General features: G+C 58.5%; 10 protein-coding genes. 4 read left to right on the top strand and 6 right to left on the bottom strand.

Features of this window, described 5'->3' with window-relative positions; translation table 11 throughout:
• Window positions 1-12 precede the first annotated feature (12 nt).
• Together GXX82_16060 and GXX82_16055 are read left to right on the top strand one after the other, a co-directional pair.
• Entirely contained in the window at window positions 13-615 is a 603-nt protein-coding gene (locus GXX82_16060; GenBank protein ID NLT24557.1) for a hypothetical protein, read from the top strand.
• Window positions 616-649: 34 nt separating this feature from the next.
• Window positions 650-1222 (top strand): acyloxyacyl hydrolase, encoded by a 573-nt coding sequence (locus GXX82_16055; protein NLT24556.1) that lies wholly within the window; start codon window positions 650-652, stop codon window positions 1220-1222.
• Between the two features lie 298 nt (window positions 1223-1520).
• Here the strand turns inward: GXX82_16055 and GXX82_16050 are convergent, their stop codons facing one another.
• From GXX82_16050 to GXX82_16030, 5 genes are all read right to left on the bottom strand, one after another.
• Window positions 1521-2816 carry an anaerobic sulfatase maturase gene (locus GXX82_16050; GenBank protein NLT24555.1) on the bottom strand — a complete coding sequence of 432 codons (1296 nt, stop codon included), beginning with the start codon at window positions 2814-2816 and terminating at the stop codon, window positions 1521-1523.
• Window positions 2817-2889: 73 nt separating this feature from the next.
• A complete protein-coding gene (locus GXX82_16045) occupies window positions 2890-5331 on the bottom strand; it encodes an arylsulfatase (GenBank protein NLT24554.1) in 2442 nt (813 codons plus the stop codon).
• 77 nt (window positions 5332-5408) lie between these two features.
• Window positions 5409-6248 carry a hypothetical protein gene (locus GXX82_16040; GenBank protein ID NLT24553.1) on the bottom strand — a complete coding sequence of 280 codons (840 nt, stop codon included), beginning with the start codon at window positions 6246-6248 and terminating at the stop codon, window positions 5409-5411.
• 58 nt (window positions 6249-6306) lie between these two features.
• Complete coding sequence (locus tag GXX82_16035) at window positions 6307-6669, bottom strand: hypothetical protein (protein NLT24552.1); 363 nt, start codon at window positions 6667-6669, stop codon at window positions 6307-6309.
• Between the two features lie 178 nt (window positions 6670-6847).
• Window positions 6848-7918, bottom strand: coding sequence for a sigma 54-interacting transcriptional regulator (locus GXX82_16030; protein NLT24551.1), 1071 nt, complete (start codon window positions 7916-7918; stop codon window positions 6848-6850).
• Between the two features lie 1306 nt (window positions 7919-9224).
• Here GXX82_16030 and GXX82_16025 point away from each other — a divergent pair.
• Window positions 9225-9905 carry a pentapeptide repeat-containing protein gene (locus GXX82_16025; protein NLT24550.1) on the top strand — a complete coding sequence of 227 codons (681 nt, stop codon included), beginning with the start codon at window positions 9225-9227 and terminating at the stop codon, window positions 9903-9905.
• Between the two features lie 222 nt (window positions 9906-10127).
• Here GXX82_16025 and GXX82_16020 read toward each other — a convergent pair whose 3' ends face one another.
• Window positions 10128-13175: a PAS domain S-box protein gene (locus GXX82_16020; protein ID NLT24549.1), complete on the bottom strand. Its 3048-nt coding sequence runs from the start codon at window positions 13173-13175 to the stop codon at window positions 10128-10130.
• 207 nt (window positions 13176-13382) lie between these two features.
• Between GXX82_16020 and GXX82_16015 the strand changes: the two genes are divergently transcribed.
• Window positions 13383-15074, top strand: a complete 1692-nt coding sequence (locus GXX82_16015; GenBank protein NLT24548.1) for a hypothetical protein — start codon at window positions 13383-13385, stop codon at window positions 15072-15074.
• Window positions 15075-15119 lie beyond the last annotated feature (45 nt).

The raw sequence follows: 15119 nt of genomic DNA, 5'->3' as shown, positions 1-15119 counted from the left end.
GGAGGAAAGTGGATGAGAAAGATAAGCGTGGTACTATGTGTCATACTGGTCGTGTCCGGCTTCTTTCTTGCCGGTTGCGCCGGTTCCAGCAAGTACATGAGGCTGGCCCAGGAGAGGTCCGATCAGTACCGGCCGGACGAGGATCAGTCGCTTATAGTCTTCATGCGTCCGTCCGGTCTTGGTTACGCCATAGACTCGGCCGTTTTTGATATTACGGATAGCGAGAACAAAGTCATCGGTATCGTTTCCGCAAAGAAAAAGGTACTCTATAAGACCAATCCGGGCAAGCATATGTTCATGGTAACCGGTGAGAGCGGCGACTTTATGAGAGCTGACCTGGAATCCGGCAAGATCTATTACGCGCTGGTCACCCCGAGGCTTGGGGTGTGGAAAGCCCGGTTCTCCTTGCGGCCTGTCAGCAAGAGCCAGCTCTCTTCGGAGGAGTTTAAAGAATGGTTCAGTAGTTGTGAACTCGTTGAAAGCACACCCGACACTCAAGCCTGGGCGAAGGACAACGCGAGGAGCATTCAGTCCAAGAGAGTAGAGTACATCGAGAAATGGAACGCAAAACCTGATTCTGAAAAGCCATATCTCGGGCCGCAAGACGGGCAATAGCGGGCATCCTTATGATGTTGGCCCGGAGCGCACCATGAAGTTGGTCAGGCTGATCCTCTGTATAATGTTTGCTTTGGCCGTAACCGGTGGGCCTCTTCTTGCCGACGACATTTCGGCGGCTTATGAGCCCACCCGTTACGGCCTTGCCGTCACCTGTGCGAATACCTTCAATCCCAACTCCGAAACCTCATTCCTTGCCCTCACCGGTATCGCCCTTTTCGACTACGACAGGGTTTGGCCCCACGCAGCACCCGAGCAGCTCCGGTTCAAAATAGAGTTGAGCCCGGGCATCACCACACGGCCCAACACGCGGGCGATCATTTCCGGCGGCATGTTTGCGCTCTATTACCTCGATACGCTGACGACCGCAACTGTAAGGCCTTACGTCGAAGGCGGCATAGGCGTCATTTACACGGATTTCAAGGTTGAAGACCAGGGATCAACACTGAATTTCAATCCTCAACTCGGGATAGGAGCTGAATTCTTATCGGGCCCGTTCAAGGACTATTTCATCGCCGCCCGATTACACCACGTCTCGAACGCTGGTCTCAACAGACACAATCAAGGAATCGATTCAGTCACTTTATCTCTGGGGCTCTATTTCTGAAGCATATTACCGGGTCCCCGGGTCCCTCCCGCAAATCTCGCATCTCTTCCATGTTTGCCTGAAACATTCAACTGCTGGGTCACAGACCGCACTCGCCAGGTCTTGCGGTCGCCGATGGATTCCGTTTTCGCCATGACACGCGAGAGAAGCGATCCCTCGTGAATATGTGGTGGTTTCCTCGCCTCTTGATTTCTGGACTGGGCTTGATAACTTCGCTTAGAGGTTCTCAATCTGACACCTTGAAGGCGGCTAACTATGCCGGCGAGGAGACCCTTCGGAACAGGTCAGGCGGGGCCGGCTATCCCTTCGCAGTTTGTCGTTTGATCACGAGAGGGCCCTTGAAGGCGTCCATGATGCGTGAGGCGGGGAGGCCGTTTTCCAGGAGTTGGGTCATGGCGTGGCAGTATTTCCTGATGTGAAGGAAGAACTTCCTGTACCCTTCGCAGAGATAGTGAAGCCCCGGTTCACCGTAGAAGGTGGTCGCGAAGCGGTGCTTGGGGCAGGCGCCCCTGCATGCCGCGAGGACCTCACATTCCCTGCACCAGCGGGGCAGGGCCGTCTCTTTCCTGGTCCCGAATCCCGACTGGAGCGATCGGGCCGCCATTTCCGCCAGCGTGTCGGTCTTGATGTTACCGAGTTTGTACTCGGGATAGACGGAATGATCGCAGGCGTAGACATCGCCGTTGTGCTCCACGACGAGCGATCGGCCGCACCGGTCGGCGTGGACGCAGACGGGTGAAGGGTTCCCGATCCAGGCGTTCAGCGCCCACTCGAAGTTCATGACAAAAACCCTGCCCACATCATTGCGGACCCATTCCTCGTAAATGGAGATGAGAAAGTCGCCGTATTCCCCGGGGACAAGCGTCCAGGGGGTGACCCCGGTCTCGCCTTCTTCTTTGTCAAGCGATGCTGGCCCTGCGAGGCGCAGACCAAGCTGTTTGCTGTCCTCGCCAGGCATCCGCTCGACGATCGGCGTGAACTGGATGAACTCGACGCCTTCATTCCTGAAGAACCGGTAGACATCGAGGGGATGCTTCGCTGTCTCCCCGGCAACGCAGGCCATTATGTTGTAGTCGACCCGGTGTTTTTGCAGTAATCTCAATCCCCGCATTGCCCTGTCGAACGTTCCGTTCCCCTCATGGTCGCGACGATACCGGTCATGGATCTCTCTCGGGCCGTCGAGGCTGATGCCCACCATGAAATCGTGTTCTTTCAGGAAGGCGCACCATTCGTCAGTGAGGAGCGTCCCGTTGGTCTGAAGTGAATGGGTTATGGTCTTCGTCCCGACGAAAGGCCTCTGAAGCTCAATGACACGTTTGAAGAAGTCGACCCCCGTAAGGGTCGGCTCTCCGCCCTGCCAGACGAATTCGACGAGAGGGGTTGGCTGCGAGGTGATGTAGCTCGTGATGAAGCGGGACAGGACCTCATCGGACATCCGGTATTTCTCGCCTGCCCCGAACAGCGCCTGCTTCTCAAGGTAGAAGCAATACTCGCAGTTAAGGTTGCACAGCGGCCCTGTGGGCTTTGCCACCACGTGGATGCCCGCCTCAGGGCTCACATGGGACGCTTCAGTCTTTGCCTTGTACGTGCTCATGGTACTCTATACCATATCCCCCACCCCCGGGTGAAGGGGGTGGGGGATATACCGGGGAAAAAGGGTCGGAGTCTCAATCAGCTTTTATCTTTGCCTCTTTTGCCCGCACTTTCTTCCTGTCGCCGGCGGAGAGCCTGGATTCACCAGGTCTCACGACCACTTTCTCAATGGTGCCCGTGAACCTGAACGGCACGTCATAGGAGAGGCTGACAGGCGTGCCCGTGTCTTCGCCCACGTCGAAGGTCTCGTCCAGGGACAGGCGGAAGGGAACGGTCTTTTCGATCCGCCCCCGGGCGACCTCTTTGCCGTCCACGCTGAGCGTTCCGGTGCCGCCCTTGCCGACGCCTCCGCCGTCATGCAGGAAGTCGAAGACAACGTTGTGCCTGCCCGGTTTCAGGGCTTCCCTGCCGCCAATGTTGTAATGCTCGATGTTGGCGAAGTTGTAGTGAAAGACCGGCTTGCCGGACTCGAACATCAACGCGTACCCCGCGCTGATCCCCCCATGAGTGACGATGATCCCCTCTTCGTTGCCCTTTTGGAGGACGACGTCGGCGGTGATGCGGAATGACTTGTTCTTCAGATCCGGCGCCGCCCCTTCCGGGATGCGCGTGATCGTTCCCGAATACGTGAACTCCGTACGTCCGCGCGTGAGGCTCGGGCGGATGGACACGTCCATCCGCGGCAACCTGGCGTTATCCAGCGGCAGGACGTTGTATTTTGCGGCCTCCGCGTAGAACAGCAACTGAAGGTCGTGAAGTTTTTCGGGATACTCGCCGGCAACGTTGACCGCCTCGCTGAAATCCTTCGCCACGTTGTAGAGCTCCCAGTTATAACCGTTGATGACGTCCTGCTTCGGGTCACGTGAATCACCGAGGGGTGTTACCGGGGTGGTGCAGGCCACCCAGCCGTCGTGGTAGATGCCGCGCATGCCGAACATCTCGAAGTACTGGGTCAGGCGCGTGGAAGGCGCTTTGGCATTGTTGAAGGAGTAAAGCATGCTTACGCCTTCGATGGGTTTCTGCGCCACTCCGTTGACCGCGGAAGGCTGCTCGATACGGGTTGCCTCCAGTATCGTCGGCACGATGTCGATGATGTGGTGCCATTGAGACCGGATGCCGCCCTTGTCCTTGATGCGCTCAGGCCAGGAGATGACCATGCCGTTGGCGGTGCCGCCGTAGTGCGAGGCGTATTGCTTCGCGTACTGAAAGGGTGCGTTCATCGCATGAGCCCAGGCCACCGGGTAGTGATTGTGCGTCTTCCACGTGCCCAGGTCGTCCTTGCGCTCCAGCATCTGTTTCAAGTTCTCAGGGATCCCGTTCAGGGAGGCTATCTCGTTGAATGAGCCCCCGATATTGCCCTCAACACTGGCGCCGTTGTCGCCGCAAATGTAGATGACCAGCGTGTTATCGAGCTGCCCCATCCGCTCAATGGCGTTAAGGACACGGCCGACGTTGTGGTCTGTCTGCGAGAGAAAGCCTGCGTACACTTCCATCATGTAGGTAAAAAGCTGCCTCTCGTCGGCGCTCAGGGAATTCCAGGCCGGCAATTCGGCGTGGCGTTTCGTGAGCTGGGTGTCGGCAGGGACGATGCCCAGCTTCTTCTGCCGTGCCAGGGTCTCCTCCCGTACCCTGTCCCAGCCCTGGTCGAACTTGCCCTTGTATTTCGCTATCCATTCCTTTCTCGGGTGGTGCGGTGAGTGGGTGGCCCCGGGGGCATAGTAGAGAAAGAACGGCCTGTCAGGTGCAACGGCCTTCTGGTTGCGTACCCACTTTATGGCCTGGTCCGCCATGTCATAATCGAAGTTATAGTCCGGGTTTGCGAGGTACGGCTCGATGGGCCTCGTCCCTTCAAAGGCTGCCGGTCTCCACTGATCCGTTTCGGCGCCTATGAACCCGTAAAAGTGCTCGAACCCGAGCCCCGTGGGCCAGACATCGAATGGTCCGGCCTGACTGGTCTGCCAATCAGGCACATTGTGGTTCTTCCCGAACCAGGAGGTGTTCCAGCCTTTCTGCTTGAGGACCTCGGCGATCGTCGCGGTGTCCCTGCCCATCAGGCTGTCGTAGCCGGGGAATCCCGTCGCCGTCTCCATGATGGTCCCGGTGTGGACCGAGTGATGGTTGCGGCCGGTGAGCAGCGATGCGCGCGTGGGCGACGAGAGTGCCGTGGTATGGAACTGTGTGTAGCGCAGGCCGTTTTTCGCCAATCGGTCAAGGGTAGGCGTGTCGCATGGCCCTCCGAAGGTGCTGGATGCCCCGAAGCCCACGTCGTCAAGGATAATGAGAACGATGTTTGGCGCCCCCTTTGGTGCATGGACCGGTACTGGAAAATCGGACTTCGAATCTTTCGTGGTGAGTCCTATCTGCCCCTTGAACTGCTGAGGCGGCGCTGGCAGAACTTCCTGTGATGACGCGATGCCGCCGAACAATGTCCCCAGCGCCACCACGGAACTGACTGCCACCAGGGGACCGCTGCCCCGCGCTTTTGCTATCTGCCGTACACATTCCTTCTGTTTCATGGTCCCTTTTCCCTCCTTCTATATTCTTTGCCCGTCCACATGACCGGGCCGATCCTCCACTCGCCATCCGGTTGGCCTCAAAAGGCGAACTGGATCCCCGTTATCGGGCCCTGCATCGTCACGTTGAACCTCGGGGAATGAGCGGTCTTGTAATCGAGGTAGAGTGCCCTGTAGCCCAGGAAACCGGTTATGCCCGGGGTGAAACGGTATCCGACGAGGGCCGCGGCGCTCCAGCTGAAATCGGAACCCACACCGAAACCCCCGATATCGCCCCTCAGGTTGAGGACCACCTTCTCGGTGAGGTTCGTATTGAAGGACAGGCCGATCATCGGGTCCGTAAAATCCACGGAGCTGGTGGGGTTTTCGGGCCCGCTCGTGTCGAGGCTGCTGTGCATGTACCAGTAGCGGCCGCCCCCGTACACGTCAAGAGAGGCCGACCTGGCGCTGTCCCTATCGCCCAGCTGCCACTTGCCGGCCTGGTAGATGACCCCGAATTCGACGAGCCACGTTTCCACGGTGGCGGTGATATCTCTCGTGGAAGGCTGTGCCGAGCCGCTCGATACCGCTGTGAGCGTCTTGTCCTCCCTCATCTTCAGGTATATGGGGTCGGCAAAGAACCCGAGCCTGCCCTTTCGCGCTTCCATGTGCATCAACCCGCCGACCTCAAGGTTCTTCATGATGTCCGAGAAGGACATGGAAGATGACGTGCTGTAATCGCCGACGGTAACCTTTCCGTGCATGCTGACGGCCCACATGTAAGGCGCTACGGTGAAATTCCATTCGCCGCCGCTGCCGCCTTTTGCGGGTTTGCCCGCACCGGGCGCGGTTGTCTGCCCGTGAGCCAAAGGACTCAGAAAGGTCACACATACAAGAAATATCATGGATACTGACGACAAAATGCCTGTTATCTTCATCACCCTATTCTCCTTCTTGCCGCCGGGCCGTGTTCGAGTTTCCCCGGCGCTGATGCATCGATCATGATCTCTGCCGTTTGATCTCTTGCGTTTTCTTCCTCATTTTTTTCAAGGCCTCGATTCCCTCCCACGACAGGTCCCTGCCCATGGCAACCCTCGACGTTTCGCTGAGCAGTTCAATGGCCCCGAGAAGCGCGCTTCCGTCTTCAGATCCCACATACTGTTCAAGGTCCTCCCGGGCATCCCAGTCGACCGCAAGGGTGAGGACCTCCTCATCTTCAATGTCCCGGCTGATCCGGCAATCCCGACACCCCTTCTGCCCGCGTATCATGGGGAGGAGTGCCTCGAGTGTCTGGTGCAATTCCTGGAACTTGCCCGGATTGGCCTTCATCTCGATCGTAAGTTTCACAAATGTGACCCTCATCGTGCGTCCTTCACACTGGCAATACGCGTGCCGGAAAGCCTGGCCCGGTCACACCGCGGTCAACGTCTTGATTCCATGGGGGTATTGTTGAATATCGATAAATGGTGCTGAAAGGCAAGCTCTCAACATATTGAGGTTTCCGCAACATGTTGAGAGCAATGTATTGAGGTTTTGCTCTTTACGGACGCTTGATCCCCAGTTTTTTCAAGCGAAACCGCAGCGTACTCGGGTGAAGCCCGAGAAGGGAGGCGGCACCGCCCCGGCCGTCTATCTTCCAGCCGGATTCGCCGAGTACCTTGAGGATGTGCTCCCGCTCTATCGCGTCGAGCCCCTTAAGGGAATCCTCTCTCTCCTGGAAAACCTGTGTTTCGAGCCCGTCCGCAAGCTGCAATAGCGGACCGGGACTCGTGATGACGGCCCTCTCGATCGCGTGTTCCAGTTCCCTCACGTTCCCCGGCCAGGACTGGTTTTGCAGGGCCTTCATGGTATTCTTCGGGATCGTCTCGAACCTTCTGCCGATCTTCCGGGCATGCTTGTCCACGAAGTGCCGGACAAGCAGGGGGATGTCGTCCCGCCGCATCCTCAGGGGCGGGATGGAGATGGGAAAGACATTGAGCCGGTAGAAAAGGTCCTCACGGAATCGCCTGTTCGCGACATCATCCTTGAGGTCGCGGCTCGTCGCGGCGATCACCCTGACATCGACCTCAATGGTTTGAGGGCTGCCGAGCCTTTCGAACTTCCCGTCCTGCAGGACCCTGAGGAGCTTCGTCTGCAGCTCCAGGGGCATCTCACCGATCTCGTCCAGGAAGAGCGTCCCGCCGTGCGCGAGTTCGAAACGGCCGACCTGTCTTGCATGGGCCCCGGTAAAGGCCCCTTTTTCGCGGCCGAAGAGTTCGCTCTCGATGAGATTTGCCGGAAGGGCGGCGCAGTTCACGGTGATCATCGGGCGTTCCCTGCGGGCGCTCATTTCGTGGATGGCATGGGCCACCATTCCCTTGCCGGTGCCCGTCTCGCCCAGAATGAGCACCGTCGCGTCCGTCGGGGCTACCTGCCTGACCTTGAAAAGAACGTAATTGAGCGCGTCGCTTTTCCCGACGATCTTCTCGAAACCGAGACCCGCCTTTATTTCTTCCCGGAGATAGAGGTTTTCTTTCTCCAACTGGAGCTTCAGCCGCCCGATCTCTTCCAGGTTCGCCCGGAGCTCCGCCTCCATCTGCCTGCGCTCCGTCACGTCAACGGACGCACCCATGAGAAGCTGCGAGAGTCCCGACCCGTCCGACGACAGGTTCCCCCGGGAAGATATCCAGGAGAAGCCCCCGTCAGGACGCACCACCCGAAAGTCTATTTCGAAGGCCTCGTTCTTCTCGAAACTTTCCCGTATCCGCTCGCTGATCCTTCGCCGGTCGTCGGGGTGTACCGCATTGAGAAGCCCTTCAAACCCCGCGTTCTCATCGGGATCAAGGCGAAACAGCTCCCAGAGCTTTCGGGTTGTCCAGATCAGACCCTTCTCCTTATCGAGGACCCAGAGCCCCGCTTCGGCGGCGGATGCCGCAAGGCTCAGGCGCTCCTCGCTTTCACGCAGGGCCTGCTCCGCCATGCTTCGCTCGAGGGCATTCACAAGCAGCTCCCCCAGCATACGCAACCGCGGGACGTATTCCTCCGGGCATGTCCGGCCATCCTCGCCCGAGCTTATGCCGAGCGTGTACTCCGTGGACGACTGGAGGGAAGCTATCGGTATGTAAAGACCGGAGCGGACATTCCACTCCTGGAGCCACCGTTTATCGGGGGCGGCTTCTTCCGGAAGGTCGTCGAGGCACGAAAAGGCGATTATTTCCCGCTCCACTGCCAGTTTGCGGTTAAAGTAGGGAAAAAGCGAGGTAGGCAGCGGGGCCGCGACGGGATACGGCGAATCACCCGAGACATCGGCATTATGGGTGACCATGCATAGCGTCTTGACGGGCAGGCGCCGCAGCAGGGAACACCGGTCGATCCTGAAGAACCGTAATATCCCCTTCAATGCGTTGTTTATCTCGTTGTCGACCTGTTCAGGGTGGAGGGAAACGAATCTCGCAGAAAGATCGGCCAGGAATCTTTCGAATTCCAGTCGCTCTCTCGATGCCGTCTGCTCAAAAGGGTCAGCACACTTTCTTTTGTTCACGAAGGTACCTGTTTCACATGATATCCGCGACCAGTGACCATGTCAATATTGACCTGTTCCGGTGAGACGGTCCACTTCCGCTGGTGGCAGCAGGCGCCCCTGCAAAACCAGAATCTCCTTTATAGACGCTCCCTTGTTGCTTAAAGGAGAAGACACCCTGTTTCCCGGAACGGCGATCATGCCCCATCAGGGCAAATGGGCACGATCTCGATACGTTGACAGATTAGCGCGCGACCTGACAGATCAGGTGGCATCTCGGCATTTCAGGAATGTTCCCTCCGATGTGTTTCGGGGGCGCATGGGGGGTGCGGGAAAACAATCGTCCAGCCGAATTCATTTGATAAATGTTTCGTTGATTAGTAGTATCTCTGTTCGTACACATCCATGAGGGAGTCCTATGAATATCACAAAAGAAGAACTGAAAGAGGTCCTGCTGAGACACAAACAATGGCTGTCGGTAGACGAGGGTGGGGAATGTGCCGACCTCTCCGGCATAAACCTCTCTGAGGCGAACCTTGCCGGGGCGAACCTTGCCGGGGCGGATCTGTCCCGTGCCAACCTCACTCGCGCGGACCTGTCCGGGGCGAATCTCTTTGACGCCCGCTTGACCGGGACCGACCTTTCGGGCGCCAACCTCTCCCGAGCCAACCTCTCCCGAGCATACATGGCCCGCGCGGACCTTGCCCGGGCGGATCTGTCCGAGGCGGATCTGTCCGATGTCAATCTCGTCCGCGCCAATGTCTCCGAAGCCAATCTGATTCGCGCTACCCTCGCCGGCATCAATCTGTCCAATACAGACCTGTCCAATACAGACCTGTCCGGCGCTGTCCTCACCGACGCCATCCTCGCACGCGCGGACCTTACGGATGCCATCCTCACCCGCGCGGACCTCTCCCGTGCTTATCTGGCCCGCGCGGACCTCTTCGAGGCCGACCTCACCGGTGCGGACCTTAGTGAGGCGAATCTCACCGGTGCGAATCTCTGCGAGGCGAATCTCACCGGTGCGGACCTATCTCGTGCCAAACTGGATAATGCCGAGTTCGCGGGCGCAACATGGAGTGACGGAACAACAAAATAGGATCACAACAAAAACCACCTTGGCGAAGGGTGGTGAAGGCTGGGGCGCCTTCACTCCGGTTGGGGACCGGAACCCTTCGGACCAAAGTGGCGAGGCAAGCTTACCTTACAGGTAAGTATAATACAGGTTCCGCCAGGCGCAACCCTCTCCCTTCACGCTGTTGACGCGCAAAACAGTAGCGCTCTCTGGAAAGGACGGGCATGACGGACGATCACTCGCGGGTCAACCGGTATCCCTGTTGTCGCCCAGCACTTCCCTCACTTTCTTCAAAAGAACGTCGGGCAAGATCGGTTTCTGGAGGAAGTCGAGATCACCGTCCCCGATACCCTTGTCGAGAAAGACGTCCCTGGTATAGCCGCTTGTGAAGATCACCCTGATATCGGGCCTCAGCTTCTGTATCTCGTCGTATACCTGCCGCCCGTTCATTCCCGGCATCACGGAATCGAGGATGAGGAGATCGACGGTGCCGGCCTTCCTGAACTGTTGAACCGCGTCGGCCCCGTCGATGGCCTTGACAGTGGTGTACCCGTAGCGGGCGAGAACCTGGCAGATCAGTTCCCGGACCATGTCGTTGTCCTCCGCGACAAGGATTGTCTCATGACCTCCCTCGACCATGGGCGGGAGCGCTTCCTCCTCCCTGCCGGCGCCTTTCGCGATGGGCAGATAGATCTGGAAGGTCGTTCCCTTGCCCGGTTCGCTGTACAGAGAGATGTACCCGTCATGCTGTTTCACGATCCCGTAGACCGTAGAAAGCCCGAGCCCCGTACCTTTCCCCACCTCCTTGGTGGTGAAGAAGGGCTCGAAGGCCCTCTCCCCCGTCTTCCTGTCCATACCCACACCGGTGTCGGAAACGCAAAGAAGGGCGTACCTCCCGGGTTGGCCGTATCCGTGGAGATGACGGAAGTCTTCGGTGAGCTCCACCGCCCGCGTCTCTATGGCGAGGGTCCCCCCGCCCGGCATGGCGTCCCTCGCGTTGGTGGCAAGGTTGAAGAGTATCTGGTCGATCTGGGTGGTATCGGCGGTGATGACGATCTCCTCGGGGGCGAGGGAGATCTTTACCTCGATATCCTCCGTGACAAGTCTTCTCAGGAGCTTTTCGGTCCTTCTCACGATGCTGTTTATGCCAACGGGGTTCAGGATGATGGCCTGCTGCCTGCTGAAGGCCAGAAGGCCCCGCACGAGATCCGTCGCCTTCTGCGAGGCGGACAGTATCTGGTCCACGTATGCCAGCAGGGTCTCGTCGCTCATACTTATTCTCAGGAGGTCTGCATACCCCACCAGGGCGGTGAGGATATTATTGAAATCATGCGCGATACCTCCCGCCAGCGTGCCCACGGCCTCCATCTTCTGGGAGTGGAGAAGCTGATCCTCCAGGGTCTTCTCCCTCGTCACGTCTATGATGCTCCCCGAAGGCACCTTCTCGCCCTGAAACAGGGTGGTGGCCCCGATGACCCTCAGGTTGACGACCTTGCCATCTTTCCTGACCGTCCTGAAATCATACTCGATGCGTTCCGCCTCTCCGGCCGCCCTCTTCCGAATGTTCTCCGCCACCATATCACGGTCGCCGGGATGGGTGATGTCGAGCGGACCCAGCCTGTCGACGATCTCGTCATAGCTGTATCCGACGATCTCGCAAAACTGCCTGTTCACGTATCGGAACAGTCCGTTCTGTACGATATAGAAACCGATCAGGGAATTCTCGACGACATTCCGGTACTTCTCCTCCGATTCGACGAGGGCCCTCTCGGCAATCTTTCGGTCCGTTATGTCCTGGACCGCCCCGTATATCTTCAGGACCACGCCCTCGTCGTCCCTCACGATCCTCGTCCGCGCGAGCGCATTCCTCACTTTCCCGTCGCGACGGATGATGCGGTGCTCGAAGTCGGCGGGCAACCAGGCGGCATCCTCCAGGGTCCTGTTCTTCTCAACCATCCCGTGGAACAAGGGCCACTCTTCAGGGGGGAGGAAGCGCACCGCGAACTCCTCCCTCGTCATCCGGTACCCTCCCTCACGCTCGACGGTGGTGCCGCAAAAGGCATAGAAGGGATCGTTGAACACAAAGATCTCCTCCGGAAGGTCAACTTCCCAGTAGACAATGCTCGCGAGGTCCATCGCCTGCGACAGCTGGAGCCTGCTCGTGCGCAGGGCCTCCTCCGATCTCTTGCGTTCCGTGATGTTCTCCACGGTGCCTTCGTAGTACGCGATCTTCCCGTCACCGTCCTTGACGGCGCGGGCATTCACCGACGCCCAGACCTTCGTCCCGTCCTTCCTGTAGAACTCGGTCTCAAACCCCTCGACGTAGCCCTGTTGCTCCAGAGCACCCCGGAACCTGGCCCGGTCACCGGGCGTGACGTATAACTGGCGGGTGACATCGGTCAGGGCCTCCGCCATCTCTTCCGGGGAGGCATAGCCCAGTATGCGGCTGAAGGCCGGATTGCCCCCGAGGACCCGGCCCTCCGGCGACGACTGGAAGATACCCATGACAGAGTTCTCAAAGATGGAACGGTATTTCGCTTCGCTCTCCGCCAGGCTCTTTTCCGCCCTCGCTCGATTCTCCCTTTCGTCGAGGAGCCTTCTGTTCCTGTTGAGAACGATAAGGGCGGCGACGCAAACGGGCACGAGGAACATGATCAGAAGCCATATGGAGACGTATCTCATCTTTGCCACTATCCTCCGCTGATCCTCGAGGACGGTGCTCATGTAGATGCCCGTACCGATGTAGGACCCTATCTCGGGCAACCCGACCACGTAGGCAAGCTTCTCCTGAACATCGTGAACCGTGGGAAGCGTATAGTAGTGGTACCGGACAAAGGACCCCTCCGGGCGCTCTCTGGCGGCCCTGACCAGTTCCCTGATGATGTACGTCCCCCTGACGTCCCGGAGGTCCCACTGGTTCGTCATCTCCCTGACCGGCTCGTAGGGCTGGACCAGCATGATACCATCGTAGGACGACATGAAGACGTAGTTCTTTCCGTTGCGGTCCTCGTACGTCATGGCGCGGACGACGGGCCGTATCCGACGCAAAGCCTCCTCGCGGCTTATCTCCCCGGAACGCACCTTTGCAAGTGTCGGCTCTATGATGTTGCGGGCGACGGAAACGGTGTTGATGAGGCCCTGGCGGTACTCCCTCTCGACACCCTCAAAGAGGGTGTTGCTGTAATACTGGGTGACAACGAGGAACACTCCTACGAAAAGACACGCGAGGACCATGATGGCGATCAGGGGCTTGACAAGCGAGGATGTGACCCGGCGTGTTCTGTCTTCTGCCATCTGCACCTCTCCTGACACAATTATAGACGGTGAACGCGAAAAGGACAAGAATGGTCACGCGGGACAGTATAACAGCTTAACACCATAATTTCTTTATTGCAAAATGGTTCTTATAGGAGGAGAATAAGGTAAACCAGAACACAAGAAAGATGTGGCGACAGCATGTGAACGCACAACACCATTCCAACGCAACACGGAGGTGAACATATGAACTCAGTGGTTGTCCTGATAATCAGTCTGGTCGTGTTCTTTGTGGGCTACCGCCTTTATGCCGGGTACATCGACAGGAAGGTCATCAAGGCGGACCCCAAGAAGGCAACACCCGCCAAGATGTACATGGACGGCGTGGAGTTCATGCCCACGAGCAAGAACGTCCTCTTCGGCTACCAGTTCAAATCGATCGCCGGCGCCGGGCCGATCATCGGCCCCATCATCGCCATCCAGTGGGGCTGGCTCCCGGCTCTCGTCTGGATACTGCTGGGGACCTTTTTCATCGGCTGGGTCCAGGACTACGGGAGCGCCATCATGGCCATGCGCCACGAGGGCGCCTCTTTCGGAGGCTTGAGCCACAAGCTCATAAGCCCCCGGGCACGGACGATCCTCCTCTCCTTCGTCTATTTCTACCTCCTCCTCATCGCCGGCGCCTTCGGGAACGTTGTCGTCGATACTGCCATACGGCTGAAACCGGCACCCATGGCATGGCTCTTCCTGACCGTTGCCGGCATCGTCGCCGGACAGATGATCTACAGGTGGAAACGGGACATCATCCTCACGACGATCGTCACCGTCATCATCGCAATGGCCGGCATCTGGGTCGGCACCGTGGCACCTTCGAATCAGATAATAGGCGAGACGCTGTCGAACAGCCGGCTCCTGTGGGCGGTGGCGGCCTTCGTCTTCTGCTATTTTGCCGCTGTCCTGCCCATCTGGAAGTTCGCACTGCCCGTCAACTACGTCGCTGCCTACATCGTTTTCATCGGCCTTTTCGTCGGGATCATCGGGATCTTCATCCTGCACCCCGACTTCACCCTGCCCGCCGTCACGAGCTTCTCGATCCCCATCGGCCCCGTCTGGCCCATCATGTTCGTCACCATAGCCTGCGGGGCGATCTCGGGCTGGCATAGCATCGTGTCGAGCTCGGGCACGGCACGGCAGCTTGAGAACGAACTGGACGCGCGGCCTGTCGGCGCGGGCGTCATGTTCGTCGAGATGATGCTGGCGGCCTTCGCCCTCATCATAGCCGGCACCATATACGCCTCCCCCGCCGATTACGGGGCGGCCATCAAACTCGGCCCCGGAGGGGTCTTCGCGGCCGGCGTGGCGAAGTTCCTCAACGCCGTGGGGCTTCCCACGGATATAGGCAGGTCCTACGGAAGTGTCATGATGGTGGTCCTCGCGATCACGATCATGCAGCTTGTCGTGCGCTTCATGAGGGTCGCCACGTCGGAGCTTCTCGCCGGCTGGCATCCCGTTTTCCGCAACGCCCACGTGGGCACCTTCATCGCCAGCATCCTCGGCATCGTCCTTGTCCTCACCGGATGGTGGCAGTACCTGTGGGTGCTCTTCGGAGGCGCCAATCAGCTCATGGCATCGCTTGCGCTGATGCTGATCACAGCGTGGCTCATGTCGGAAGGAAAGTCCTATTCCTGGGCCCTGTGGCCGATGATATTCATGTTCATCACGACCATCGCCGCCCTGCTCTACACGTCCTACAACCTCCTCAACAAGGTGCTCACGGGGGCCGTGAAGGGTCAGGCCCTCATAGGCAACACCCTCATGGGGCTCGTGGGCATATTCCTCGTCGTCGCGGCGATCATCCTCGGCATCGAGGGAGTCAAGGCATTCAACAAATACCGGGCCTTGAAGAACGGAAAGCTGGCCGAATCGGCCGGGGCCTGAGATACCAGGATGAGGGGGCGCAACCCCATCCTCATTAAGGAGATA

The organism is Syntrophorhabdus sp., assembly GCA_012719415.1.
Classification (GTDB): Bacteria; Desulfobacterota; Syntrophorhabdia; order Syntrophorhabdales; family Syntrophorhabdaceae; genus Delta-02.
Note: the sequence above shows the minus strand (reverse complement) of the source record. Positions and strands in the feature narration are given on the sequence as shown.

Bases quoted from the DNA above. Each gene is read 5' to 3' on its own strand.
- GXX82_16045 (NLT24554.1), bottom strand. From the start codon at position 5,331: ATGAAACAGAAGGAATGTGTACGGCAGATAGCAAAAGCGCGGGGCAGC.
- GXX82_16025 (NLT24550.1), top strand. From the start codon at position 9,225: ATGAATATCACAAAAGAAGAACTGAAAGAGGTCCTGCTGAGACACAAA.
- GXX82_16050 (NLT24555.1), bottom strand. From the start codon at position 2,816: ATGAGCACGTACAAGGCAAAGACTGAAGCGTCCCATGTGAGCCCTGAG.
- GXX82_16015 (NLT24548.1), top strand. From the start codon at position 13,383: ATGAACTCAGTGGTTGTCCTGATAATCAGTCTGGTCGTGTTCTTTGTG.
- GXX82_16055 (NLT24556.1), top strand. From the start codon at position 650: ATGAAGTTGGTCAGGCTGATCCTCTGTATAATGTTTGCTTTGGCCGTA.
- GXX82_16020 (NLT24549.1), bottom strand. From the start codon at position 13,175: ATGGCAGAAGACAGAACACGCCGGGTCACATCCTCGCTTGTCAAGCCC.
- GXX82_16030 (NLT24551.1), bottom strand. From the start codon at position 7,918: ATGGGTGCGTCCGTTGACGTGACGGAGCGCAGGCAGATGGAGGCGGAG.
- GXX82_16035 (NLT24552.1), bottom strand. From the start codon at position 6,669: ATGAGGGTCACATTTGTGAAACTTACGATCGAGATGAAGGCCAATCCG.
- GXX82_16060 (NLT24557.1), top strand. From the start codon at position 13: ATGAGAAAGATAAGCGTGGTACTATGTGTCATACTGGTCGTGTCCGGC.